25 protein-coding genes and 1 pseudogene are annotated in these 24,732 nt (G+C 67.5%); 12 read left to right on the top strand and 14 right to left on the bottom strand.

Going from position 1 to position 24,732, the window contains the following annotated elements; genetic code table 11:
* Nucleotides 1–9 precede the first annotated feature (9 nt).
* Entirely contained in the window at nucleotides 10–1,143 is a 1,134-nt protein-coding gene (locus tag ABZ855_RS36260) for an aromatic ring-hydroxylating dioxygenase subunit alpha (protein WP_319207353.1), read from the top strand.
* Nucleotides 1,144–1,173: 30 nt separating this feature from the next.
* Here ABZ855_RS36260 and ABZ855_RS36255 read toward each other — a convergent pair whose 3' ends face one another.
* From ABZ855_RS36255 to ABZ855_RS36245, 3 genes are all read right to left on the bottom strand, one after another.
* Nucleotides 1,174–1,737 (bottom strand): isochorismatase family cysteine hydrolase, encoded by a 564-nt coding sequence (locus tag ABZ855_RS36255; protein ID WP_360814215.1) that lies wholly within the window; start codon nucleotides 1,735–1,737, stop codon nucleotides 1,174–1,176.
* A gap of 50 nt (nucleotides 1,738–1,787) precedes the next feature.
* Entirely contained in the window at nucleotides 1,788–2,816 is a 1,029-nt protein-coding gene (locus ABZ855_RS36250; protein WP_360814213.1) for a S66 peptidase family protein, read from the bottom strand.
* Nucleotides 2,817–2,971: 155 nt separating this feature from the next.
* Nucleotides 2,972–3,718 (bottom strand): IclR family transcriptional regulator, encoded by a 747-nt coding sequence (locus tag ABZ855_RS36245; protein WP_360814354.1) that lies wholly within the window; start codon nucleotides 3,716–3,718, stop codon nucleotides 2,972–2,974.
* Nucleotides 3,719–3,919: 201 nt separating this feature from the next.
* Between ABZ855_RS36245 and betA the strand changes: the two genes are divergently transcribed.
* Both betA and ABZ855_RS36235 read left to right on the top strand, forming a co-directional pair.
* Nucleotides 3,920–5,593 (top strand): choline dehydrogenase, encoded by a 1,674-nt coding sequence (betA, locus tag ABZ855_RS36240; RefSeq protein WP_360814211.1) that lies wholly within the window; start codon nucleotides 3,920–3,922, stop codon nucleotides 5,591–5,593.
* Between the two features lie 3 nt (nucleotides 5,594–5,596).
* Nucleotides 5,597–6,442: a methylenetetrahydrofolate reductase gene (locus ABZ855_RS36235; protein WP_360814209.1), complete on the top strand. Its 846-nt coding sequence runs from the start codon at nucleotides 5,597–5,599 to the stop codon at nucleotides 6,440–6,442.
* Nucleotides 6,443–6,786: 344 nt separating this feature from the next.
* Here the strand turns inward: ABZ855_RS36235 and ABZ855_RS36230 are convergent, their stop codons facing one another.
* Nucleotides 6,787–7,740, bottom strand: a complete 954-nt coding sequence (locus ABZ855_RS36230) for a class I SAM-dependent methyltransferase (protein ID WP_360814207.1) — start codon at nucleotides 7,738–7,740, stop codon at nucleotides 6,787–6,789.
* Nucleotides 7,741–8,155: 415 nt separating this feature from the next.
* On the opposite strand from ABZ855_RS36230, the gene ABZ855_RS36225 reads away from it, so the two are divergent.
* A complete protein-coding gene (locus tag ABZ855_RS36225) occupies nucleotides 8,156–8,410 on the top strand; it encodes a type II toxin-antitoxin system VapB family antitoxin (RefSeq protein ID WP_360814205.1) in 255 nt (84 codons plus the stop codon).
* The gene (locus ABZ855_RS36220) at nucleotides 8,410–8,829 is read left to right on the top strand and encodes a PIN domain nuclease (RefSeq protein ID WP_360814203.1); all 420 of its coding nucleotides are present in this window, start codon (nucleotides 8,410–8,412) and stop codon (nucleotides 8,827–8,829) included. The genes ABZ855_RS36225 and ABZ855_RS36220 overlap by 1 nt, the downstream gene beginning before the upstream one ends.
* Before the next feature lie 394 nt (nucleotides 8,830–9,223).
* Here ABZ855_RS36220 and ABZ855_RS36215 read toward each other — a convergent pair whose 3' ends face one another.
* The gene (locus tag ABZ855_RS36215) at nucleotides 9,224–10,555 is read right to left on the bottom strand and encodes a helix-turn-helix transcriptional regulator (protein WP_360814201.1); all 1,332 of its coding nucleotides are present in this window, start codon (nucleotides 10,553–10,555) and stop codon (nucleotides 9,224–9,226) included.
* 191 nt (nucleotides 10,556–10,746) lie between these two features.
* Between ABZ855_RS36215 and ABZ855_RS36210 the strand changes: the two genes are divergently transcribed.
* Nucleotides 10,747–11,223: a hypothetical protein gene (locus tag ABZ855_RS36210; protein WP_360814199.1), complete on the top strand. Its 477-nt coding sequence runs from the start codon at nucleotides 10,747–10,749 to the stop codon at nucleotides 11,221–11,223.
* Between the two features lie 127 nt (nucleotides 11,224–11,350).
* The gene (locus ABZ855_RS36205; RefSeq protein WP_360814197.1) at nucleotides 11,351–12,031 is read left to right on the top strand and encodes a class I SAM-dependent methyltransferase; all 681 of its coding nucleotides are present in this window, start codon (nucleotides 11,351–11,353) and stop codon (nucleotides 12,029–12,031) included.
* Between the two features lie 254 nt (nucleotides 12,032–12,285).
* Here ABZ855_RS36205 and ABZ855_RS36200 read toward each other — a convergent pair whose 3' ends face one another.
* Nucleotides 12,286–12,495, bottom strand: a complete 210-nt coding sequence (locus ABZ855_RS36200) for a DUF397 domain-containing protein (protein WP_360814195.1) — start codon at nucleotides 12,493–12,495, stop codon at nucleotides 12,286–12,288.
* Nucleotides 12,492–13,319, bottom strand: coding sequence for a helix-turn-helix transcriptional regulator (locus tag ABZ855_RS36195; protein WP_360814193.1), 828 nt, complete (start codon nucleotides 13,317–13,319; stop codon nucleotides 12,492–12,494). Before ABZ855_RS36195 ends, ABZ855_RS36200 begins: the two co-directional genes overlap by 4 nt.
* A 106-nt stretch (nucleotides 13,320–13,425) precedes the next feature.
* Here ABZ855_RS36195 and ABZ855_RS36190 point away from each other — a divergent pair, with 106 nt between their 5' ends.
* Nucleotides 13,426–13,686: a hypothetical protein gene (locus ABZ855_RS36190; protein WP_360814191.1), complete on the top strand. Its 261-nt coding sequence runs from the start codon at nucleotides 13,426–13,428 to the stop codon at nucleotides 13,684–13,686.
* On the top strand, nucleotides 13,683–13,883 hold the full coding sequence (locus ABZ855_RS36185; RefSeq protein WP_360814189.1) for a hypothetical protein: 201 nt from the start codon (nucleotides 13,683–13,685) through the stop codon (nucleotides 13,881–13,883). The genes ABZ855_RS36190 and ABZ855_RS36185 overlap by 4 nt, the downstream gene beginning before the upstream one ends.
* 249 nt (nucleotides 13,884–14,132) lie before the next feature.
* Here the strand turns inward: ABZ855_RS36185 and murJ are convergent, their stop codons facing one another.
* A complete protein-coding gene (gene murJ / locus ABZ855_RS36180) occupies nucleotides 14,133–15,719 on the bottom strand; it encodes a murein biosynthesis integral membrane protein MurJ (protein ID WP_360814188.1) in 1,587 nt (528 codons plus the stop codon).
* A gap of 258 nt (nucleotides 15,720–15,977) precedes the next feature.
* Between murJ and ABZ855_RS36175 the strand changes: the two are divergent.
* Nucleotides 15,978–17,951: pseudogene (locus tag ABZ855_RS36175) on the top strand (Tn3 family transposase); the annotation flags it as partial.
* Between the two features lie 296 nt (nucleotides 17,952–18,247).
* Here ABZ855_RS36175 and ABZ855_RS36170 read toward each other — a convergent pair.
* The 5 genes from ABZ855_RS36170 to ABZ855_RS36150 all read right to left on the bottom strand — a co-directional run bounded on the left by ABZ855_RS36170 (nucleotide 18,248) and on the right by ABZ855_RS36150 (nucleotide 22,882).
* Entirely contained in the window at nucleotides 18,248–19,456 is a 1,209-nt protein-coding gene (locus ABZ855_RS36170) for a DUF4241 domain-containing protein (protein WP_360814186.1), read from the bottom strand.
* Between the two features lie 528 nt (nucleotides 19,457–19,984).
* Nucleotides 19,985–20,614, bottom strand: coding sequence for a DUF6461 domain-containing protein (locus ABZ855_RS36165; protein ID WP_360814184.1), 630 nt, complete (start codon nucleotides 20,612–20,614; stop codon nucleotides 19,985–19,987).
* 254 nt (nucleotides 20,615–20,868) lie between these two features.
* Complete coding sequence (locus ABZ855_RS36160; RefSeq protein WP_360814182.1) at nucleotides 20,869–21,810, bottom strand: transposase; 942 nt, start codon at nucleotides 21,808–21,810, stop codon at nucleotides 20,869–20,871.
* Nucleotides 21,783–21,983 carry a hypothetical protein gene (locus tag ABZ855_RS36155; protein ID WP_360814180.1) on the bottom strand — a complete coding sequence of 67 codons (201 nt, stop codon included), beginning with the start codon at nucleotides 21,981–21,983 and terminating at the stop codon, nucleotides 21,783–21,785. Before ABZ855_RS36155 ends, ABZ855_RS36160 begins: the two co-directional genes overlap by 28 nt.
* Before the next feature lie 473 nt (nucleotides 21,984–22,456).
* Nucleotides 22,457–22,882: a hypothetical protein gene (locus ABZ855_RS36150; RefSeq protein ID WP_360814178.1), complete on the bottom strand. Its 426-nt coding sequence runs from the start codon at nucleotides 22,880–22,882 to the stop codon at nucleotides 22,457–22,459.
* Between the two features lie 514 nt (nucleotides 22,883–23,396).
* Here ABZ855_RS36150 and ABZ855_RS36145 point away from each other — a divergent pair.
* Nucleotides 23,397–23,600 carry a hypothetical protein gene (locus ABZ855_RS36145; RefSeq protein WP_360814176.1) on the top strand — a complete coding sequence of 68 codons (204 nt, stop codon included), beginning with the start codon at nucleotides 23,397–23,399 and terminating at the stop codon, nucleotides 23,598–23,600.
* Nucleotide 23,601: 1 nt separating this feature from the next.
* Entirely contained in the window at nucleotides 23,602–24,312 is a 711-nt protein-coding gene (locus ABZ855_RS36140; RefSeq protein WP_360814175.1) for a hypothetical protein, read from the top strand.
* A 183-nt stretch (nucleotides 24,313–24,495) separates the two neighbouring features.
* Here the strand turns inward: ABZ855_RS36140 and ABZ855_RS36135 are convergent, their stop codons facing one another.
* Nucleotides 24,496–24,621 (bottom strand): hypothetical protein, encoded by a 126-nt coding sequence (locus tag ABZ855_RS36135; protein WP_360814173.1) that lies wholly within the window; start codon nucleotides 24,619–24,621, stop codon nucleotides 24,496–24,498.
* Between the last annotated feature and the right edge of the window lie 111 nt (nucleotides 24,622–24,732).

The following is a 24,732-nucleotide window of genomic DNA, read 5'->3' as shown; positions in this document are numbered from 1 at the left end:
GAGTGCACTGTGACCTCGACCGGTCTGCCCGACAGTCTGATCGCCACCCTGCCCGGCTCCTCCTACACGGACGCGGGGGTCTTCGCCCAGGAGCAGGAGCGCATATTCGAGACCATGTGGTTCTGTGTCGCGCGCGCCTCCGAACTGGCGAAGCCCGGAGCCTTCCGTACCGTCGACGTGGGCCGCGAGAGCATCCTCGTGACGCGCGCCCGGGACAACTCGATCCGCGCCTACTTCAACGTCTGCCGGCACCGTGGCGCCAAGCTGTGCACGGAGGAGGCCGGCGAGGTCAAGCGGGCCTTCCAGTGCCCGTACCACGCCTGGACGTACGGCCTGGACGGCAAGCTCGTCGCCGCGCCGAACCTGACCAAGATGCCGGATGTCGGGCGTACCGAGTACGGGCTGGTCAGTGTGGCCGTCCGGGAATGGCTCGGCTATGTGTGGGTCTGCCTCGCGGAGAACCCGCCCTCCTTCGAGGAGGACGTCATCGGGGAGGTCATCGGGCGGCTCGGTGACGTCGAGTCGATCGAGCACTACGACATCGACAACCTCTCGGTCGGCAAGCGGATCGTCTACGACGTGAAGGCCAACTGGAAGCTCATCATCGAGAACTTCATGGAGTGCTACCACTGCGCCACGATCCACCCCGAACTCACCGAGGTGCTCCCCGAGTTCGCCGACGGCTACGCGGCCCAGTACTACGTGGGCCACGGCGCCGAGTTCGGCGGGGAGATCCAGGGGTTCACCATCGACGGCTCCGAGGGCCTGGACCGCATCCCGGGTGTCGCCGAGGAGCAGGACCGCCGCTACTACGCGATCACCATCAAGCCGCAGGTGTTCATCAACCTCGTACCCGACCATGTGATCTTCCACCGCATGTACCCGGTGGCCGCCGACCGCACGATCGTCGAGTGCGACTGGCTGTACCTCCCGCACGTCGTCGAGACCGGCAAGGACGTCAGCCGGTCCGTGGAACTCTTCGACCGGGTCAACCGCCAGGACTTCGAGGCCTGCGAACGCACCCAGCCGGGCATGCACTCCCGGCTGTACGCGAAGGGGGGCGTCCTGGTCCCGAGCGAGCACCACATCGGCGCGTTCCACGACTGGGTGACCGAGCGACTGGGCGGCGGGGGACGCGGCTAGGGGTGGGGCAAGGGGGTCCGGACGCTCCCGCTATCGCGGGGCGATCGCCTTGAGCCAGTCGTCGACGGCGAAGACATCCGCCCACTGCGGGAACAGCTTCTCGGTGAGCATCCGATGGACCTCGGCGTCGGTGTCGAGGCAGGCATCCGCCAGGACGGTGAGGCCGAAGTCCAGGTCGATGGCGTGCCACAGGGTGGACAGCACCACAGCACTGGTGGCGATGCCGGTGAGAACGAGGCTGTCGACATCGCGGGCCCTGAGCACCAGGTCGAGGTCGCTGCCCGAGAACGCGCTCCCGCGCCTTTTGGTCACCACGATGTCGCCCTGCTGGGGCGCGACGTCGTCATGGATCTCGGTGCCGGGGGCACCCTCGGTGAACAGGCCTGCCCGCACGGCGTTCGTCATCACCTTGTTGCGAGGGCTGACTTCTGGATCGCCCGGCCGTAAGCCGAGCCGCACGTAGATCACGGGGATGCCGGCAGCCCGGGCACCGTCGATCGCCCTGCGCAGGCGCGTCAGATATCCGGAACCGTCGTCGGCAATGGCCACGACGTCCCGTTGGACGTCCATCACCAGAAGTGCGCTGTTCGCCATGCTCGCCTTCCCTTCCTCGTCGGTAAACACCAATGGAACGTCGTGGAACGTCAGAGCAAGGCCTGCACCAGCTCGCTACGGCTCGATGAGTGGACGATCCGGCCGTGTGCCCCGTTGACGATCGGCATGTAGGGCGGAATGTGGCCGCACTCGACGTCGGCGATGATCGGCACGTTCAGCGAGCCGAGAGCGTCGAGGACAGCCTCATGGTGGCTGAGGGTGCTGTGGTTCGGTGCGCTGCTCCGACCGACGAGGATCGCGTTCGCGCGGTCGAAGAATCCCGCGATCCTCATGCCGTGCAGGTTCCGGCAGAGCGTGAAGACGTCGCTGCCGGCATCCTCCACGTACACGAGGAGCCCGTCCGGAGCCTCGTCGCGGGCGAAGGAGGTGACATCGAGGTAGCTCGTCCCCGCAAGGTTGCACAGCGCCTCGATGCAGCCCCCGATCAGCCTTCCCTCGGCCTCCACGTCACCGGGGCCGTCGAGCCGGGTCCACGTGCCGACGGCGTCGAGTGTGTATTCACGTACCTCGGGATTGCCGACGAAGTCGTCGAAGCCCGTGGTCCGGTGGCGGCCGGGCGGGTACTGCGTGAACCGGTGGCCCGCGGGTGCGGCAACGATGTCGAGCCACGACAACAGTCCCTCGGAGACGCGGTAAGGCGTGTCCATGAGGTTGTTGCCGTGGAGCGTCGCTGTCCCGGTGAGCAGGGTCAGCGGTGTCATCAGGAGCGAGATGTCGGAGAACCCGACGAGCCAGGTCGGCTCCGCCTCGCGCAGCCGGTCCCAGTCGAGCAGCGGAATCAGATCGATCGCGGTCTCTCCGCCCCATGGCGGCACGACCGCCCGGACGGTCGGGTCGGTCAGCATCGCCATCAGTTCACTCGCGCGGTCGGCGGCCGGGGCACTCACGTGCCCCGAGCCGTCCATGTACTCCCCGACGACGACCTCATACCCACGAGCCCGCACCTCACGGACAGCGACATGGAGCCGCTCACGCATGTCCTTCGGGACTCCGCTCGAGGGAGAGGTCACGCCGACGCGGTCACCGGGGCGCAGGGGGCTCGGGTATCGAATTGACATGCGCGGGATTCTGGCACAGCGGCTTGCCCGATCGGCAACCGTTTTCTCCCCGGGCAACCAGCAAGTCACCAGGGGGCGCGGGGCTGTTATCTGATCTGCGGCTCCGCCGAGGGGCGTGATCAGCCCCCGCCCCACCGGCCGGCAACCCGCAGAACTCAGCCCAGATATCCCATCCGGTGACTGATCTCCCCCGCCCCCTTCACCAGCACCGGCGCCATCTCATGCAACCGCTCCGTCGTGAACCGGTACGACGGCCCCGACGCGCTCACCGCCGCGACAACCGCCCCCGTGTGGTTGCGGATCGGTGCCGCCATCGCGTGCAGGCCGATCTCCAGCTCCTCCTGCGTCCACGCGTAGCCCCGTTCCCGTGCCTCCGCGAGGTCCTTCTCCAGTTTTGTTTTTGCGGTGATCGTGTGCGGGGTCACCTTCTCCAGGCCCGCCCCGTTCAGCAGCGCGGCGCGCTCCTTCGCGGGGAGGTGGGCCAGCAGGATCTTGCCGCTGGAGGTGGCGTGCAGCGGGGTCAGCTGGCCGACCCAGTTGTACGCGCTGACGGCTCCCGGGCCGCGTGCCTCGAACAGGTTGACCGCGTAGTGCTCCTGCAGCACGGCGATGTTGACCGTCTCGCCGATGTCCTCCGCGAGCTGTTCGCAGACCGGACGGCCCTGCTGGGTGATGTCGATGCTGCCCGTCACCGCGCCCGCGAGACGCACGATGCCGAAGCCGAGACGGTACTTGCCGCGCTCGCCCGCCTGCTCCACGAGACCGCGTGCCTCCAGGGCGCCGAGCAGCCGGAAAGCGGTGGATTTGTGAACATCGATCTCGGCGGCGACCTCACTGACGCCTGCCTCGCCGCGCTGGGCGAGAATTTCCAGGACGCTGATCGCGCGGTCGACCGACTGCACTCCGCCGGCCTGTGAAGTGGACGTCTCGGGTTCTGTGCTGTGGTTGCTCACAGCGAAACTATACGCGCAGTAAACAACACTGCTGCAAGAAACAGCTCTGAAATCAAGACCTTGCATGTTGCGCGTCCCGCAACCTGGTGCGTATAGCGCGACTGGATTAGCATGCCTCGCGTATCTACGGCGCGAGCGAGACGAGAGATCATGGCTCCCCTGCAATACGACTTCGTGATCGTCGGCGGCGGATCGGCCGGCAGCGCACTTGCGAACAGGCTCTCCGCCGACCCGGCGAACCAGGTGCTGGTCCTGGAGGCCGGCCGTCCCGACTACCCGTGGGACGTCTTCATCCACATGCCCGCGGCCCTCACCTACCCCATCGGAAGCCGCTTCTACGACTGGAAGTACGAGTCCGAACCCGAACCCCACATGGGCGGCCGGCGCATCTACCACGCGCGCGGCAAGGTGCTCGGCGGCTCCAGCAGCATCAACGGCATGATCTTCCAGCGCGGCAACCCCATGGACTACGAGCGCTGGGCGGCCGACGCCGGCATGGAGAGCTGGGACTACGCGCACTGTCTGCCGTACTTCCGGCGCATGGAGAACTGTCTCGCCGCCGACCCCGACGACGAGTTCCGCGGCCACGACGGCCCCCTCGTCCTCGAACGCGGCCCCGCCACCAACCCGCTCTTCGGCGCCTTCCTCAAGGCCACCGAGGAAGCCGGCTACGCGCCCACCGACGACGTCAACGGCTACCGGCAGGAGGGCTTCGCCAAGTTCGACCGCAACGTCCACCGGGGCCGCCGGCTCTCCGCGTCCAAGGCGTACCTCAAGCCCGCCCGGAAGCGGCCCAACCTCACGGTCAAGACGCGTGCGTTCGTGAACCGCGTCCTGTTCGAGGGCAAGAAGGCCGTCGGCGTCGAGTACCAGCGGGGCAAGGGGGCACCCCAGCAGGTCCGCGCCAAGGAGGTCATCCTCTGCGGCGGCGCGATCAACTCCCCGCAGCTCCTCCAGCTCTCGGGCATCGGCAACGCGGAGGAGCTGAGCGCCCTGGGTGTGGACGTCGTCCACGACCTTCCCGGGGTCGGCGAGAACATGCAGGACCACCTGGAGGTGTACGTCCAGTACGCCTGCAAGCAGCCCGTCTCCATGCAGCCGTATCTCGCGAAGTGGCGCGCCCCCTTCATCGGCCTGCAGTGGCTGTTCCGCAAGGGTCCCGCCGCCACCAACCACTTCGAGGCCGGCGGCTTCGCGCGCAGCAACGAGGACGTGGACTACCCCAACCTGATGTTCCACTTCCTGCCCATCGCGGTCCGCTACGACGGCTCGGTGCCCGCCGGCGGCCACGGTTACCAGGTGCACGTGGGCCCGATGTACTCCGACGCCATCGGCTCGGTGAAGATCAAGAGCAAGGACCCGCGCGAACATCCGGCGCTGCGCTTCAACTACCTCTCCACCGAGCAGGACCGACGGGAGTGGGTCGAGGCGATCCGGGTCGCGCGCAAGCTCCTCAACCAGCCCGCCCTCGCCCCCTACAACGACGGCGAGGTCTCGCCGGGGGCCGAGGTGGAGACGGACGAGCAGATCCTCGACTGGGTCGCCAAGGAGGGCGAGACGGCTCTGCACCCGTCCTGCACCTGCAAGATGGGGCCCGCGGAGGACGACATGGCCGTTGTCGACCCCGAGAGCATGCGGGTCCACGGGGTGGAGGGCCTGCGGGTCGTCGACGCGTCCGTCATGCCGTACGTCACCAACGGCAACATCTACGCGCCGGTGATGATGATCGCCGAGAAGGCCGCCGACCTGATCCTGGGCAAGCAGCCGCTGCCGGCCTCGAAAGCGGCGTACTACCGCCTGCGCGACGCCGAACAGGCCGGGTAGACCTTGGCCGAGTCAGGACCGCGGGGGCTCCGGGAACTGCTGGAGCGCGTCCGCTACGAGGTGCTGCCCGCCAAGGCGACCGAGGAGAAGGTCCTCGCCCACGTACCGCGCGATGTCGTCGTCACGGTGACGGCGTCGCCGGTCAAGGGGCTGGAACCGACCCTCGACCTCACCGGTCGACTGGCGGCGCACGGTTACCGCGTCGTCCCGCATGTGCCGGCCCGGCTGCTGCGGGACGACGCGCAGCTGAAGGACGTCGTCGACCGGCTGCGGGAGACAGGCGTGAGGGACGTCTTCGTGCCCGCAGGTGACGCGAATCCGGCCGCGGGGTCCTACGAAGGTGCCCTGCCGGTGCTGCGCAGGCTGGGCGAGTTGGGCAGCCCGTTCGCGCACGTCGGCGTCACCGGATACCCCGAGAGCCATCCGCTCATCCACGACGATGTCACCATCCAGGCGATGTGGGACAAGCGCGAGCACGCCACGTACATCGTCAGCAACCTGTGCTTCGACGCGCGGGTGCTGGGGGAGTGGGTGGGGCGTATACGGGCGCGGGATGTCTCCCTGCCGGTGTACGTGGGTGTCGCGGGACCCGTGCAGCGGGCCAAGCTGCTCTCCATGGCCACGAAGATCGGGGTGGGCGAATCGACGCGCTTCCTGACCCGCCACCCGCTGTGGTTTCTGCGGTTCGCGGCGCCCGGCGGCTACTCGCCGGAGCGGCTGCTTTCGCGGGCGGAGGGCGCGCTGACGGCACCCGGGGCGGGGGTGGCGGGGCTGCACCTGTTCACGTTCAACCAGGTGGCGGAGACGGAGCGGTGGCGGCGCGCTGTGCTGGAACGGTTGGGCGGCTGAGGGTCGCCTCGTGGGCGCACTGGGTGCGGTGCGTTACTGGGGGCTGTTGACGGTGACACCCTGGCCCGGGCGGTGGGCGCATACCTGGCGGTACCGGGCGGTGGGCGCCTACCTGGCCGAGCGGCACCGCGCCGCCGCCGAGCCCGTCTCGGCGCCGACGCGCCGGACTTCAAGGGCGGCAAGCTGCCCACCCCGTCGACCAGTGATCACACCGTAGAGGAGGTCATGGCGGCCCGACGGCCGCCATGCCTCCGCTGCCACTCTCCGTGCCCTGCCTGCTCTTCCGTCCTGTCGGCACGGGGACGGGGCAGGCCCGGCGTCGGTCTTCTTCGGGGCGAAGCCCGTTAGGCCGAGGCCCTCAGATACCCCGAGTGCGCCACATGACCGAGGAAGGTGAACCGGGTCTCGCCGGCCATGTGCTTCTCGAAGGCCTCTTTGATGCCCGGCCACTTGGGGTGACCGAAGTCGTCCAGGACGACGATGCCGCCGGGCGCGATGATCTGCTCGGCCCACTCCAGGTCCGCCGCGACACCGGCGGCGGAGTGGTCGCCGTCGACGATGATCACGCCGTAGGAACGGTCGGAGATCAGGGCGCGCACCTCCGGATCCTCGGAGAAGCCCTGTTGGACCCGGGCCGCCGCACCGGCCGCGCCCGCGAGCGCCAGGTTGACGCGCACCGCCGAGCCCTGCACGGGGGTGCCCGAGGCGTCGTCGCGCATGCTGGCGCCGGGCTGCAACTGGGTACCCGCGAGCGGATCGACGATCGTCAGCTTCGGTTCCCGACCGGCGCGCTCCAGCATCCGGATCAGGGCCGCGCCGAACATCCCGTACAGGGTGCCGATCTCCAGGACCTCGTCGTTCGGCGGGTCCAGCAGCGGTACGGCCGACAGTTTGCCGACGATGTTCATCGTGCCGCCGGCGATCCGGCCGACCCCGAGCGCCTCCAACGCGATGAGCAGCCGGAACGCCTGGGCGACATTGCGCGCGGAGCCGTCCTTGTCCCCGGTGACCTGCGTCAGCTCGTCGATCGCCTGGTCGATGTGGTGCGCGGACGGCATCCGGGCCATGCCGCGTCCGGTGCCGTCGAAGAACAGTTCCAGGGGGCGCAGGCGGCTGCGCGATTTCTGCAGTTCCTCCTGCAGGTTCTTCAGTTCCTCCTGCAGCGCCGCATCCGAGGTGTTCCGGACCGTCGAGTAGTCCCGGAGGGCGCGGCGGACATGGCGCTCTATGCGCTGATCTATGAGGTCGGCTAAAGGGCGCAGAGTGCGCCGGGCAGTTCTGCTGGTGAGAAGCGGCATTTCTGGATGCTAGGGCGCCCACAGCTGGCCCACAACTGTCGGAAGCCCCCCACATGCGAAGCACACACGACGTCTGGGCCACGGGACGCTCACCCTCGATTCGTCAGCGGGACTGGGTGGTTGACCAGTTCGACAGTTCGCCCGTAGTGTCCTCGGGCCTTTCGAGGTGGGCCGTCGCGTGACGCCGCGGGTGCGGCGGGTTCCACGGGCCCGGAGTGCTGCCGAATGGTTGGGAGGGCGGTGAGCCGCTGCCAGCACTTTTGGCAAGCCCCCAGACACAGGCAGAGCCCGCAATCAGGACGACCGTCTGCCTCCCACATGAGGCGGCAGCGCGACCTCGACCAAAATGATATCTACTTCCGCTGGTCAATGGTATCGTTTTCGTGGCGCACGTCTTCGTGAAGGGACCATCCGCATGGCCAGAACCGTCATCGACCTCGACGAAGACATGGTCATCGAGGCCATGCGCATCTTCGGCACCAAGACCAAGGCCAAAGCTGTCCGCCTCGCCATGGAGGACGCCGTCAAGAGGCACCTTCGACAGGAGGGCTTCGACGCCATCGAGGCCGGTGAGTTCGACTTCAGTGAGATCGTGGAGAACACCGGCCCCCGCAACGCCGACGGCTCTCTCAAACACACCGGCGGCGGCGACGGAGCCCGGGTCGCCTGATGCAGGACGGCTACCTGGTCGACAAGTCAGCCCTGGCCCGCTGGGTGAAACCGAACGTCAAGGACGTACTCAAGCCCCTGCATGAGCGGTACCTCCTCGCGGTGTGCCGACCCACTGAGTACGAGATGATCCACTCCGCACGGGACAGCTCAGAGGCCACCCGGATCAGCGCCTGGCTCCACGCCTTCGACTACCTCCACACCGACGACCGGACCTTCGCCCGCGCTCTGGAAGTCCAGCGCCACGCTCTCAACGCGGGCTTCCACCGAGTGCTGTCCCTCCCGGACCTGCTGATCGCCGCCACGGCGGAACTGCACCGGCGGACAGTCCTCCACTACGACGGCGACTTCGACATGATCGCCTCCCTCACCGGCCAGCCCAGCGAATGGGTCGTACCGCCCGGCAGCGCCGACCGCTGAGCGGATCGAGGCCTCCCGCCTCTCAGCTGCTCTCGGGGCGCGGGTACATCCATTGAGCTCACTGGGGGCTGCCGCCCTCGGCCGGCTACTTGGGCCCGCCCTGTCAGACGGTACGGACCGGCCGGGTTCTTGGAATCTGTGGAGCGGCTGGTGCGGGTGGCAGGCATCAGCCACCGGCGCCTGGCCACGTGGGTCACCAGGTCCGAGCCGAGACAGGCGTCAACCTGCGGTACGAACACACGAGTGTGAAGGGCGGTCGATCGGGGGATGGTCGCGCGTAGCCCGGCGCCGCGCTCGTAGCCGCTGCACTGACGGAACGCCTCGGCCGAACAGTCGAACTCCACGAGATCGGCGTGGCGAGGGGCGCGGCAGGCGCAGCGTTACGGGCGCACCTTCACACTCCTCCTGGACTGTGTGACGCCTGGCCGCCGGGAGCGCCTGACACCACGGCGGTGAGTTCCCGCACGCCGGCCGTGCGGGGATGCCGGGCGGTCAGGTCCGTGACGATCTGTCTGATCGAGGACCGGTCCCGTACTTCACCGGGGCTGACTCGGACGGCGGCCAGCAGTTCGGTCGCGGTCTGTTCCGGCTTGCCCAACTGCCACCAGGCGCGCGCGAGGTCGGTGTGCATACGGCTTCGGCGCTCGGCGGTCGCGAACTGCTGGGGCCGCAGGTTGCGGCCTGCTTCGAGTGCCGCGCCCGCGTCTCCGAGCGCCCAGTGCACGCCCACCGCGTACAGGTCGACGGCCGCACCGGTCAGCGGGAACAACCGCCCCTTAGGCACCTGCTGCGGAAGCCGGCGCCCGGCACGGTGTGCTTCCTCGATCATTGCGAGAGCCTGGTGTCGGTCTCCGGCCACAGCTGCCGTGTATGAGGTGGTGCACAGCATCTGGGCGTACGCGGCGGCCTGCGCCGAGGTCGTGAGCCCGGTGGACTCCACGTCTGCGGCGGCTTTCAGCATCAGTCGCTGGGCGGCTGCGGGCTGGTCCTGGTGGCGCAGGACGATCGCCAGCTCACGGGCGGCCGCTGCGGTGACGAGTGCGGAGCAGGACAGGCCCGCGTACGTGATGCCCCGGTCGGCGGTCAGCCGGGCCTGCTGATAGCGGCCAAGCTTACTGAGCAGCTGAGACGCCAGGGTGTAGGAGGCGGAGAGCCTCGCGTAGCCCAGTTCCGTGCGCGACCGGGCAGCGAGATGCCCGTCACCGAGTAGCCCCGAGAGCTTCCCGGCGAGCTCGGCGTGTCGACCACCATCGAACAGTGCGCGGGCATCAGCGAGTTGGGAGTCGAAAGGGGCAGTCCTGCCACTGGGTTCGGGTGTTCCGGCGAGGGCGTCATCTACTCCGAGGAGTAGATGGGCGGGGACTGCTGCCCCGGCTGCTGCGAGCAGAGTGCGGCGGCGCATGGGGTCCTCCTCGGCGTCACACGGACCGTCCGACGCCACTCTAGTGGCGGCGAGGACCCCGGTGCCGGTAATGCCGAGTGCTTCCGTCAGGACGTGTGACGGCATCCCTACGGTGTGAGCCGCCTGCCTGAGCAGTTCGAGGTCGGCGACCCGGCTGCGTGTCTCCAACCGCGACACGGTGGCAGCCGAGCACCCCAACCGGCCGCCGAGGTCTGCCTGCCGCCAGCCGCGCTGGACACGGCCCATGCGGATGAGGCCTCCGGGCGCGCGTCGTTGGATGAGCGTGCGGGCCTGCGTTGACGTCCATAACGGATCGCTGGGCATGCTGCCCTCCACGCGCCACGAGACGGGGGCTATCACCGTAAAGGGGACATGCCAGGGCCGTCGAGGGCGTGTGCACGATCTGCAAACGGCTTGCACAGCCTGGGAGTTGACCACCACGACGCGCTGCGAGGTGGTGCCCTTCCCATAGCGCCCCGCAACCCCGTGGGGCCCGCAGAAGGAGGACAACAGGCATGGCTATCGCCCTGGAAACCCCCGTCCCTGCACCGGCCGCCGGACTGGAGGCGTCCCCGTTCAAGGACCCGCGCTCATCCATCACCGCGGAGCTGTGGAACAAGCAAGTCGCGCTCCTGATGCGTGACTACCCCTACGACGAGGTCATGGCCACGCGCGTACTCGGCCAGGCATACGCGTACCTGCTCACCGCCATGGCCAGCCGCGGCAAGGCTCTGGGCCTGACCCCCGGCCACATCGTCGACATCGGCGTCCACACGGTCATCCTCGACACCGTGGCGTACGCCGACCTGTGCGACCGGTACAACGGCGGCGCGTTCCTGCACCATGTCCCGCTCGCCGACATGAAGGCCGATGGGTCGGTCATGCGCACCGCACACGCGATTGCGGTGATGGGCTTCGAGGTCGACCTCCCACTGTGGCAGGCGGACGCGGCCGAATGCGGTCCCTGCCACCCGGGCAGCGACAGCCACTGACCCGCAGTCCGGTCGGGTCCGCTCTCGCGAGGGTGGACCCGACCTCGTGGGGCAGCGGCCGACACCGCTTCCAGCGAATCAAGCGGGATAGCCCTGGCGATCACGGACAGCCCACCAGGATGGGGCCGTGACACTCTCCCCATCCTCAACAGCCCCCACAGACAGCCCGCACGGCATCGTGAGCCGCTTCCACTGGGACTGGTATCAGCGCGCGGAGCCCGGACCCGATCTCCTCGGCGACATCGCGGACCGGGTCGTGGTGGAACTCGGCGCCGGCTCCGGACGACAGGCGGCCCACCTCGCCAACGTCCACCGTCCAGCCCGCGTGGTGGCCGTTGACCGCGACCCCGCCCAGCACCGACGCGGTCGTGAACGCTTCGGGGACATCTCCCGCCTCGACCTGGTGCACGACGACGCAGCCAGATACATGGTCAAGCACTCCGGAATGTTCGACGTCGCGTACTGCGTCTTCGGCGCTCTCGACTTCACGGACCCCAACACCCTGCTGCCGGCGATCGCCGACGGACTGCGGCCCGGCGGACTGCTCGTCTTCTCCACCCTCGCGCACTACCGCAACGGCAGCCCTCCCGAGACGGAGTCCCGGCCCGCCGAGATCCTTACACGCCGGCCGGACGGTACACCGGCCACCATGCTGCGCTGGGTCCTCGACATCCCGGTATGGCACAAGCTCTGCGATGAACACGGTTTCGAAACCGCCCATACCGACACCATCTACGACCCGGGCAGTACACACGAACCACCCATCACCACACACGTGTTCCGTGCCGTGCGACGAAGGGCAGACTAGAGTCACACCCGCACGGCCCGCGGAGAGAGCAGCGCGTCGTCGACTTCGCGTACGACACCCGGCGCTGTCTGTCCGCCTCCTGAACAGAGACGACGACATCACCGAACCGTGACCCGCCGCCACGAACCACGTCGAGGCACCTCGGGGGCGTTCTGGGTGTGGTGAGCGTTACTGGGGGCTGGCGCCCTCAGACGCCCGGTTCGGCTACTTTGACCGCCAGGGGCCCGGCGAGTGGCTCGCCCGTACCAACCTTGTCAGACGGTGTCGAACCTGCCGGCCTTGATGCCCGCCACGAACGTGACGAACGAGGCGGTGGTGAAGTCCAGTACCGGACCGGTCGGGTTCTTGGAGTCCCGGACGGGGACCACGTCGTGAGAGCCGGCGAGGTTTGCGGCGACCGCTATGCAAGCGCCGCCGTTGTTGCTGTACGAGGACGTGAACCAACGCGGGGACTTGGTCGTCACGACATGCCCTTTCGTAGCTGCTCGATCATGGCCACAGAAGCCGCCTGAGAGAGCGCTTCGGCCTGTAGTTGATGGTAGGCCGTCAGCATGGGCAGCACGAATGTGCTTTCCCGCTCGAGATGCCCCCGGTGCGCGGACTCGGCGTAGGACACGAGCGAACGGTCCGGCAGAGTCAGAATGTAGAGCGGCAGGTCAAAGGGTCGACGGGCGCCCATGCTGAACGGGGCGACCTGGAAGACGGTGTTCGGCAACTCGGCGAACTCCGCCAGTCGCGCCAACTGTGCTTCCATGACGGGTGGTTCGCCGATGGGAACGCGGATGCAGCTCTCGTCCAGCACCACGAACACCATCGGCGGAGGCGTCCGCCTCAGCGTGGCCTGACGTTCCGCGACGAGTGCGACCCGCTCGTCCGCTTGGTCGCTCGTGATCGCGCCCCGTTTCACGGCGCTCTGCGCGAGCACCGTCGCGTACTCCTCTGTCTGGAGCAGACCGGGGATGACGCCGACCTCGTACAGTCGGATCTCCGCCGCCTGCGCTTCCTGCTCGACAAACTGAGGGAAACCTTCCAGCAGGCCCGCGTTCCGCACCTTGCGGAAGGCGCGTTCGAACCTGTCGCCTGTGCCCAGAGCCCTGTCCGCACTCCGCGCGAGGCGCAAGGTTGGAAGTTTGCGGCCGGTTTCCACCGACGAGATATGGGTGCTGGAGTACCCCATCTGTGCTGCCAGCTCTTCCTGCGTCCAGCCGCGTTCCTCGCGTGCAGTGCGCAGTCGAGCCCCGAAGGCAGCCTGAGGTGAGCTGTCCGGGGCCAACTCCTTGCGGTTCACAGTTCTTTCCTCAACCTTTCGTCCACGCCAGACAGGTTGAATGGTTCCCGCCTGTGGGTCACGCTGAAACACCTTGGTAGTGGAACGACTACGGAGAGGAGTGGTTGTGTCTGGAGAGAGTGTTCTCGCACAAAGGAGAGAGCCCCCACCTGCACCGGCCCTCGGCGCACTCGTGGTGGACACCAGCTGTGAAGGCCGAGTTGGGGAGTTCCGTGGAATCACCGGCCCGTACTGGTTCCTGCGGCCGGTGTGCGGCGGAACCGAGTGGGAGGCGAAGCCCGAACACGTCCGCCCCGTCACACCCACCGAGCGCCTCAGCGCCAGGACGGCGCGCGAGAACGCCAGAAGCCGGGGAGAGGTGGCGTGACCCACAACAACACCGCCGAGCCTGCCGGTTCAGCGGCGCTCTCTGGACTCGTCGAGTGTCCGGGCTGCCAGGAACTCGACCGGGCCGAAGCCGTCGCCAGAGCGGAACGGGACGCGAGCAAGGTGACGGACTGCCGCGTCTTGCGCGCTCGGCACCAGGTCGGCTCTCAGTGTGTCGCGCTGGGGCCGCCGCGATAAAGGCCGCGCCGCACGCCAAAAGCGGGCTGATCAGCCTCAAGTCGAAGCTGCGCCGCCGGGCGGAGGAGATCACCGACGCCGAAGCCCCCGTTCCCCTCACGGTAGTTGTGGAGGTCGAGCCGAAGCAGTCTGCCCCCCTCGACTGCGCGCTCTCCGACCGCCCGGCCGGGCGTCGGCGCGGGCCCGGCCAGATCGGCATCACGGTCTATCCAGCACCTTTGCCGCGGGTGCTCAGCCGATGCCGGGCGGTCACCCGAGGCCCGGCAGGCTCCGCAGCTCACTGATCTTCAGGATTCGTGCGAGCAGCACGAAGACCAGGAGCATCGTGAGGCCTCCTGTGGCAAGGCCCAGCGCGGGTGCCCAGGTCGTCGAGGTGACGGTGTTGGAGCATGAGCGGGCCACGAACCAGCCCAGCGTTCCCGCCGCGAGGGCAGAGGCCGTCAGCTTGCCGTAGGTGCGGCAGAGTCGCTTGCCGTCCAGCCGGCCTTCGAGTCGTCGTCGCAACAGCAGCGCGGTGATGAGCAGGCCGAGGGCGTACGAGGCGGCGTAGGCGCCGGCCAGGCCGGTGACGGCCCATCGCGGGGGCATCAGCAGATGGCAGGCGGTGGCCAGGGCAATGTTTGCGGCACTGATCCACACGGCCATCCAGAACGGCGTCCGGGTGTCCTCGAAGGCGTAGAAGCCGCGCAGCAGCATGTACTGCGCCGAGAAGGGGATCAGGCCGAGTCCGAAAGCCTGGAGCATCTGGCCCAGCGGCACGATGGATGCCGGATGGGCTGCTCCGTGAGCGAAGATCGCCTGCGCCATTTGCGGGCCGAGGGCGACGAAGAAGAAGGCAGCGGGAACGATGACGACACCACTGATCCGCAGGGCTCGGGAGAGGTCGCCGCGCATGTCGTCCAGGCGGTGTTCGGCAACGGCCTGGCTCATTCGCGGCAGCAGGGCGGTGACCAGCGAGACGGTGATGACGGACTGCGGCAGCGACCAGATGGTCTGCGCGTAGGTGTAGGCGGAAAAGCCCACGCCGCCATTGGGTAGCGCCGTGTCCGCGGCGGAGGCGTAGCGGGTCACCACCGTGCTGGCCACGAGGTTGGTGAGGACGAACAGCAGGGTCCAGCGGGCCGCGCTGATGCTCTTGCCCAGTCCTGTGCCGCGCCAGTCGAAACGTGGGCGGAAGCGGAAGCCGGCGGCCCTGGCGAAGGGGATCAGGGCAAGAGCCTGGATCGCCAGGGCGAGTGTGGTGCCCGCGCCGAGCAGCGTGACCTGGGTCTGGGTGATGTCCTGGACTGAGGCCGGGACGGTCATCATGCCGAGGTATACGCCGAACATGGAGATCAGGACGACGTTGTTGAGGACAGGTGTCCACATCATCGCGCCGAACTTGTTCCGGGCGTTGAGCACTTGGCCCAGGATGCTGAACAGTCCGTAGAAGAAGATCTGCGGGAGCAGGAACCGGGCGAAGACCACCGTCAGCTGAAACGCTTCGTGGTTGGCTGGTGAATCGCTCTGATAGAGGCTGATGATCTGCGGCGCCGCCCAGACGGCCAGCAGCGTGCCAATTCCCAGCACGGACATCGTAAGGGTGACCAGACGCTGCTCGAAGGCATGTCCGCCGTCCGGCTCCTCCATCCTGGCCCTCACCAGCTGCGGTACCAGTACGGAGTTCAGCGCGCCGCCGATGAGCAGGAAGTACAGGCTCGCCGGCACCACGTTGGCCTGGTTGTACGTCGTAGCGAGCAGTCCCGTGCCGAGTGCCCCGGCCTGTAGGACTGTTCTCAGCAGGCCCGTTGCCCGGGACATCACCGTTCCTGCTGCCATCAGCATGGACGAGCGCATGAGCCCGCCCTTTGCCGGGCCAGGCTTCGTAGCGGCGTGCCGCCCTCGCTTCTGCTTCCCGGGTAATCGCGTTCTCGCCGCGCCCTGCGTCCCCTCCACCATGTGCCTAATCTAGGCCGTGTTCTCGTATAGCTGCCGCCACCCGTCATGTAGCAGAACGTGATGGCCCGGGGGTGCGGTTCAGCGCTTCCCGTCCCCGTTAAGACCGGTGATCGACACTCTGTGGAGATCCAAGTTGGTTGAGGTACGGAGGCGTGGGTGCGGCAGGTATGGGAGCCCGAGGACCTGATCGAGGTCTGGACGCTTCTTGAGGACGAAGTGGTGCGGCTGCGAAACAAGACCGGGGCGAATCGGCTGGGCTTCGCCCTGATGCTGAAGTTCTTCGAGGTCGAGGCGCGGTTCCCTGAGAATGCGGGAGAAGTTCCGGCGCCTGGCGTGGCGTACGTGGCCCAGCAGGTGAAGGTACCGGCCGAGGAGTGGGCCGCGTACGACTGGCAGGGCCGGGCGATCACCCGGCACCGCACGGAGATCCGTACGGCTTTCGGATTCCGTGCGATCACCGAAGAGGACCAGGAGTGCCTGGCGGAGTGGCTGGCTGAAGAATTGTGCCCTGTGGAGCTCTCGCGTGAGCGTCTGATGGCGGCGGTGGTGGCCCGGTGCCGCAAAGACCACATCAGCCGCCGGCCCCGGCGAAGGTACAGCGGCTGGTGGGCCGGGCGATCACGGACTTTGAAGCACAGTTCTGCCGCAGCAGGGTGGAGCGGATCTCATTAACCGGGACGTCCACTACGCCGCGCTGGGCCAGCCGCAGGACTCCGGCGAGTTCATCACTGCTCTGCAAGACCGGCTCCGCACCTCGCTGGACCGTTTCGAGCAGGCGCTGGCGGAGGACACGACGGGCAGGGTGGCGATCGTGAAGAAGCACGGCGAGCCGTGGATTCGGGTCTCCCCACGGGCGAAGCAGGAGGAGCCGGAGAATCTGGTGGCCGTCCAAGGCGAGATCGAACGGCGCTGGGGCACCATCGACCTCCTGGACATCCTGAAGTACGCCGAGTTCGGCACGGACTTCATCGCCGAGTTCACCTCGGTGGCTACCAGAGAGAACCTGTCCAAAGACGTGCTGCGGCGCCGCCTGCTGCTAGTGCTGTTCGGGCACCAACATGGGCATCAAGCGGGTCGCGGTGATCGGCAAGCACGGCGAGTCCGAGGCGACACTGCGCAGGGTGCGGCACCTGTTCGTCAACCGCGCCAACATGCGCGCGGCCCTGCGCAAGCTGGTGAACGCCACCTTCGCCGCCCGGGACGAGATGTGGTGGGGCACCGGTACTGCGTGCGCCTCCGACAGCGCAAGTTCGGCGCCTGGTCCTCGAACCTGATGACCGAGTGGCACCAGCGCTACCGCGGCCCCGGCGTGATGATCTACTGGCACGTCGAGCGGAAATCGGTCTGCATCTACTCCCAGCTCAAGTCCTGTTCGGCCTCCGAGGTCGCCTCGATGATCGAAGGTGTGCTGCGGCACTGCACCGACATGGAAGTGGACCGGCAGTACACCGACACCCACGGCGTGTCCATCGTCGGGTTCGCCTTCGCCCACATGCTCGACTTCAAGCTGATGCCAAGGCGGAAGAACATCGGCTCCGCGAAGCTGTACCGGCCGGCGGCCGGGCAGGACGAAAAGTGGCCGCACCTCGCGCCGGTGCTGTCCACCAAGACGATCAACTGGGAGCTGATCGCCCAGCAGTACGACCAGATCGTGAAGTACGCAACCGCCCTCCGCCTGGGCACTGCCGAGGCCGAGCAGGTCCTGCGGCGCTTCACTCGCGGCGGCCCCAAGCACCCCACGTACCAGGCGATCGAAGAGTTGGGGCGCGCGGTGCGCACGGCGTTCGTGTGCGACTACCTCGCCAACGTCGAGATGCGCCAGGAGATCCACGAAGGGCTCCAGGTCGTGGAGAACTGGAACTCCGCGAACGAGGACCTCTTCTACGGCAAGGACGGCGACCTGGCCGGGGCAGACAAGGAATCCCAGGCGTCAGCATGCTCGCGCTGCATCTGCTCCAGTCCGCTCTGGTCCACGTCAACACGCTGCTGATGCAGCAGGTCCTCGCCGACCCGAAGTGGGCCGACACCCTCACCGACGCGGACCGGCGCGCGCTCTCCCCACTGTTCTGGACGCACGTGAATCCGTACGGACGGTTCGAGCTGGATATGAACCGCCGCCTGGATCTGGACCTGGCCACCCGCGCCGTACCGGGCCCGCGCACTCTCCAGGAGGAAGGGGCTGCCGTGCCGGGGTGAGGTATGGACCAGGTCCAGATGCGGGCCGCAACGCAACCAGGGAGCCGTTGTAGGGCACGGCGACGTCGATGCGTAGTACCGCTGGCGAGCCTGACGTCCTTCGGGAAGGCGTCCACCAGGCCGAAGTCGGTGATCGATTTGTCGAGCTTCTCAATCGCCGTCTGCACTCTGGAGGTTCGTCGTGGTCTCAGTCTTGGGCAGTGCGGCCTCGCGCCGATGGTCGGCGGTCCTTACTCTCCCCCGCCGGCGGAATGGAGCTGGAAGTCGACGACGACGCAACCAACCTGTCCGTCATCGGTGCGGCCGATCCAGACGGGGTAGGCCCCGTCGCCCTGGCCGGCACGGAAGGCGATGAGGTTCGGCTCGGGCTCTGTGCCGGGCAGTTCGACGCTGAAATGGCTGTCGCTGTCAAGGGGTATGAAAAGGTCCTCGTCCAGCTGGTCCTCGATCACCGTCCGCGTCGCATCCATGAAAGCCGCTGTGCCGGTATCCACGCCAACCCCGTAGAACTGGCCCTCGCCGAGCAGCCCCAGGTCCTCGTCGGGCCGGAGGGCCATTTCCCACTCGCGGGGCGGGATGTCCAGGAACGTCACCCTGGCTGCGGCGACACCGGCCCCGCGTGTCGTGCGCAAAAGCGACAGCGTGACGGGGAACTCGCCCAGTGGCACAGCGACGGTCCGCGGGTCTCTGATATAGCCGGGGTCCGAGACCGCCAGCTGCCCTGACGTGATCCGCAGCAGGCCGGCGTCGACGGGCTCGACCACGGCCGGCCCATCCGAAGTGTCGCGCGTGCTCGGACTGAACAGTTGCTCGATCCCGGTGGCGCGCAGCGGTCCCGACCCTTCGTCCACCGACGCGTCGCGCAGGATTACGGTCGTGGCGGGCTCGTGTCCCTGCTGAGCGAGGAACGGCGCGAACACCTGCCAGTCGCCGAATTCCGGTGCGGGGCAGAGGAAGTCCTCGACGGGCGCCGCGAACCGCCGCACGGGGTCGCTCGACGGGCCTGATGTTCGAGCGTGCAGTGGCTCTGTCGACGCTCCCCTCGGCCCGGCGAACTCGGACTTCACCTCGACCTGCCCGTCGGCCGAGACGGTCGTGGTCTCCTGGACAGTCCACTTCCCGGACGCGTACTCCTGCTCGTTGGAAAACTGCCATCGCGTGTTCCAGCGAACCAGCAACATCCCCGTGTGGTGCGGCGTGAGGTCGGTCATCTGCATGCACCAGGACCTGTCGTCGAACAGATACACACGCCACTTCCCGCGCGGCCAGCGTTCGACCAGTGCCAGCGGTCGCTCCCGCGCGGACAGCAGAACCGCGTAATCCATCCCGGCAGCATGCTTGCGTGCCGCGAGCGCGCGTGACATCGGGTCCGGATGGGTCATTCCCCGATAGGAACCCCACATCTCGCCGTACGACACATCAAGACTGTCGAAGATCACAGCCGCGCATCTCCCCCCCGTGGCATCAGCCACCCCCGAGCAGTGGCGCTCGACGGGTGACCCCTGGCGCAACGCCCTGCCCTTCCGAAACGTCGTTGTGCCGCAGTCTGCCACTGAGGTGTGACACAGAGGATTGTGGGAGGCCCGCACCCTGGAGTTACCGACGAAATGGGCCGCCCCAGGTGACGAAACACAGTCGGTTCGGCGGGCCCCATCGGTGATGCGTGCGTTCGCTGTCCGCCGACATTGAACCCAGCCCAGGGGCGATCCTTGCCATCCAATCCAGTCGTCGCAGGTCACGACATTGGAAGCAGGGCCAATGCCACAGAGTCGCTTTGACAACGAAGCTAATCGCCGCAGGTCAACGAATTCCGTCGGTTGCCCACAGAGACGGGAGTGGCTTTGTCCTCGAGTTACGGGCTCTGTCACAGATCTTGGGGAGCAAATACGGAGAGTTACCATTGGCGCTTGAGTCTTGAGATCGACGATCTTAAAACTCAAGCATTGTGATTGGAGCGAGGTGGGGTCTTACAAGATCACAACAGCCCCGGGCGGAACCGGTCCCTCACCCGCGTAGGTGTCGCCCAGTGGTGCCGACGGCGCGTCGTCCTCGGCGAGCGTCAGGCTGAGCCAGGGCCTGGCGAGGGTGGAGTCGTCCAGGGTGATGCCGAGGTGGTCGAGGATGAGAGCCACCACGGGCGCCATCCCGGCGCCCTCGCCGTCGTGCGCAGCGAGCGCCGCCTCGACCCGGTCCCACCAAGGCGTGGCCTGTTCGGGCCGGGTGTAATCCATGCCGGGCTCGAAGTTCTCGACACACTCGCCGTCGCGCCAGTGCTGAAAGACGTCCATGCCGTCGGTGGTCGCCATGCTGTACGTCTCGGTGCCCCGGGAAAGCTCCGCGAGTGGTCCGTTCAAAGAACCGATGTCGCCGTCCTCCTCGACGCAGAATGTCCACTCACCGAGCCTGCCGGCCCGCAAGAGCGAGACTCCCTCGTCGCCCGAGACAAGATCCGAGGCAGTTTCCCAGTCGAGCAGGCGCGCCTGGTCCGGGTCGGCCCCGTACCGGGTGAGAACCTCCTCGGGGCTCAGGCCGCGAGTAAAAGTGACGCACACCCAGGCCACCGCCCAGCGGAGCGAATCGACCGCGTCTGTCTTCATGTTGCCTCCGTCGTTCGCTTCGGGTTCCGCTCGCCGGGGCCGGAGGGTTCTCGGCCGTGCGCGCCGCGACGAGGAGTTCGGCTCAGCTGCCAGATGCAGGTGTTGCCCTCGACCTCAAGGTCGTGCAACCGTTCGATTTCTAGAGGCTGGGTGCGAGCCCCGGTCGCTCCGTCGGCAAGTTCGCCCCATAGCCTCCGCGCACTACTGGTGATCCGTACACGGCGGTCGTGATGCGGGAGGGGTGGTCGCGGAGGTTACTGCAGGATCAACTTGCGGAGTAGTTCGAATCCGGCACGGCCGTAGAGCTGCCTCTTGATTTTCTTGATGCGGTTGACGGCGCCTTCGGTGCCGCCGGAGCTCCAGTGGAGGGTGAGGCCGGCGGTCACCGCGTTGAGGTCGCGCAGCAGGTGGCGTGCGAAGTTGGTGAGGCCGGGGAGCCGGTCGGTGTCGACGGCGTCGATCCAGGCGGGGAGTGTGGGGCCGAGGCGGTTGGTGAGGATCTCGCCTAAGGCGCGGACGTGCTCGGCGGCGGAGTCCAGTTCGGGGCAGCGGGCCAGGACGTTCTTGAGCGCGGTGCGTTCTTCCTCGCTCAGGGTCGTGGGGTGGCGGGTGAGCCAGCCGGTGACCTGCCGGACCGTGGGCGGTGGAGGAGAGGCCTGTGCTGGTATGGCGCGCAGGGTGGCGATGTAGGCGCGGACCATCTTGTAGGTCACCGGGGCGTTCTCGGCGAGGAGCTCGCGATGCAGGCGCGTGACGCTCGTGCAGCCCGCGGCGAACCGCCGTTCCAGGTAGGGCTTATCGCGATGGGTCTCGCCGCAGGTCAGGACGGTGGAGTAGATCTGTCCGCGACGGATCGCGAAGTCGTCCACGCCGAGCACGCGCGGTGTTGTGAACTGGGGGTCGGGCAGCGCCATGACCTTGCGCAGCAACGTCATCCGCCCGACGGGGAAACCGAGTTGGCCGGCCAGCCGTGCGCCAGCCCGTCCGGCGAGGGCGAGCCCGACCCGTTGCAGGACGTGGCCGAGCCGCGAGGTGAAACGCGCGTACGGCGCGGTCAGCCGTGTGAACGGCTCGGCGAACGTACGGCGCGGGCAGTTGGCGACGGTGCAGAGGAACCGGCGGACCGTCAGCCGGATCACGACGCTCTGCCCGGCGAGCGGCAGGTCCTTCAGCCTGCGCCGGTAGGAGTCGTGCACGCGGTCCGAGAAATGCCCGCAGTCCGGACACGCGGCACCGGCCGCCGGCCTCTTGCCGCGATGTCGACCGTGCCGAAAGCCGCGGTCGCCTCGACGACGTCCTTTTCGCCGATCCCGTCGAACACCAGTGAGTCCCAGAACACCTTGTCGCCCTGCATGAACAGCACCGTCACCAACCGCTGCCGGACCCGCCCGCGAGAGCAACAGACCTGACGGAGCGTCAATTATGGTAGCCAGCCGGAGGGGCGTACGCGGTCTCATCCGAACCCGGGCACTCACAATCGAACACCGATGTCACCCTCTGCGACCGGTCCCCAAGATCTGTGACAGAGCCGAGTTTCGACAGCACGTTCAGCTCGATGGGAGGCGCTCGATTCACCCCGGGGCCGATCTTCACGAGATTGGACAGCACCCGGCAGACGCCCTGATTCGACCGTGCCACAGGGCCGCCACACGCCTCAGGGGCAGCCGACCTGATGGCGGTTGGACGTCACGCCGCACACCTCGCTGTAGGGGTCGCCCGGAGCCGCTGTCCCGTTTCTCGCAGAGTTGTTGGACATTGACCGTTTGTCGCTCAAGGTTCAGCGCGTGCGCCATCGAACGTGGGTCACCACGGTGTGGGCCTTCCGGAGTTGGTGGCTCAAGGTCAACGCAGCAGTTCCTGCAGGGTCGCGCGGGTTTCGGCTATCCGCTGCCTCCAGGCTGCGCTGCGCAGGGTGGCGAGGTCCCATGCGACGACGGGCTCGGCGCCGCTCGCACAGTATCCGTAGACCGAGGAGGCAATGTCCTCGGTAAGGAGGTGGTCGTAGTGGAACGACCCCTCGAAGCCTGCCCAGGCCACGGCTCGGCCGTCCGCGCACAGGCGGCGCAGGGCCTCGCACGTGTAGGTGGACAGGGCGAGTGAGGTGTCGTGGAAGGTGAGGTCGTACGACATGAGGCCGTGCGACGCGATCGCTGCCGGCTGCTCCTGCAGCATGCAAGGGCGCACCTTGTCGGGTGTGAGTCCGGCAAGGTGGAACGTCTGCGGCGGCAGCGGTTCGTTGCCCGCACCGATGACGAACACGGTCACCATGGCGGGACCTGCGAAGCAGAGACTTTCTTGTACCTCGTTCACGGTATTTCTTTCTTGCTGTTCACGGCTTGGCATCCTCAGTCTCGCAGGGGAACGAGGCGTGCCCCGGGTACTCTCCGAGCCTCCGAGGGGGTGTCCTGTGTGCCACCGGGTGCCGTCGGAACTCGTGAACAATCCGATCCCGCCAGGCGGTCCAGGTGCCTTTCGAACCGCTGTCGAAGTGCTGCCCAATCTCGTGTACAGAGCCAACGGAGCGACTGACCGCCTGGCTCGCAGGCTTCCGCGTCCCCGCCGTCTAAGAATCACCCGCGATGAAATCCTGAACCCCATGGCCTACCGCAGCCGCCACCGCCTGTCGGTAAACGTAGGAATGACGACAGGCGCCCCGGGCGTCCAATGAACCCATACTTTCCGGGGCCTCACGAAGGCGCGGATCCAATCAGATCCGATGACGGCTGGCGACAGGGTTTGATGACACCTCGGGTCCGATGTGCCGACAGGAACGAGGAAGTACGTGGTCAACCTGGTTTACAAGCGGGTGTCGACCGACCAGCAGTCGACCGACCGTCAGAACCTCGTCCTGGACGAGGCCGACATTGAGGAGCCGGTGGTCTTTGAGGAAGAGGGGGGCACCTCCGCCGCCTTCACCCGCTGGAGCCCCGAAGTTCGGCGACCTGCTGACGTACGCACGGCCGGGCGACACCGTGCACATCTCTGAGATGTTCCGCCTTGTACGCGGCACCCAGTACATCCTCGACGTGCTTGGCGTCCTGCACCGTGACCGCCTCGCCCTGCGCATCCACGACGGCGCGTTCTCAGCCATGGATCTCACCGCCCGCCACCCGCGCACCGGAGAGCTCCTGTCCACCGTGAAGTTCATGGTGCAGACCCTCGCTGCTGCCGGCGAACTTCAGCGCGACCTCCAGCACGAGCTGACGTACGCCGGACTACGGGCTGCCGAGGCGAAGGGCAACAAGGGCGGACGCCGCCCGGCAGTCACGGCCGGGAAGACCAAGGGCGTGTGCGCCGCGTACCTGGAAGGCCAGTCCATCGCCGCCCTCTCCCGCGATCACAACGTCAGCCGCGGCGCCATCCGCACCGCCGTCGCGGACCTGCTGCCCGAGTACACGCCCGTTGACGCGGGCACCCTGGCCCCGGAGCTGTCGGTGGTCCTCGACATGCCGGGGAAGGTGGCTGACTTCCTCCGCGCCGCCGATCTGGCACCCGTCGAGCGCGCCGTGCTCGACCAGGGCGTGACCGTACGGCGCGGCCAGGGCTACACCTTGCGTCCCGGCCCAGCGCAAAGCCCGCCGCGAGTACGAGAACTGCGTCAATCTGCATGCCCCCACTACAGATCTCGGAGGTCAGTCACGCTCCGCTACATGACGGGTAGCGGCAGCTATACGAGCACACGGCCATCTACGGCGTAGAGATCACCATCATGGGTTTTTCCCCGAGTTCTCAGGTCGGCCCGCAATCCCCCAGTCGATGCAGTACGGCGAATGGAAACTCCGGGCCGTGGCGTCATGCAGTACGCAGGTGCGTCAGGCCGGGAGGGTTCTCCCTGCTTGTTGGCGTCCGGATCACGCGGTGCCCGCAGTCCGCCGGGCAGGTCAGGAAGCTGGGACAAAAGCGGGGTACCCCGGCAGCCGGGCCACGTCCCAGCCCCCGGCGACGTCACGCAGCAGCAACCGCATCGTCTCCGCGAACGCCGGGAACTCCTCCAGCGTGCTTGCCATCTCCCAGCGGTGCCTAAGAGGTCCTAACAAAGGCGTTGGACGTGGCGGTGGGTGATCAGACAGGTGGCGAGGCCGAGGAACGCTTCGTGGATGTCATCGCGTCTCTCCCAG

Source organism: Streptomyces sp. NPDC047042 (assembly GCF_040644035.1).
Taxonomy (GTDB): domain Bacteria; phylum Actinomycetota; class Actinomycetes; order Streptomycetales; family Streptomycetaceae; genus Streptomyces.
The sequence above is the reverse complement of the archived record's forward strand: the minus strand, read 5'-3'. Positions and strand labels throughout refer to the sequence as shown.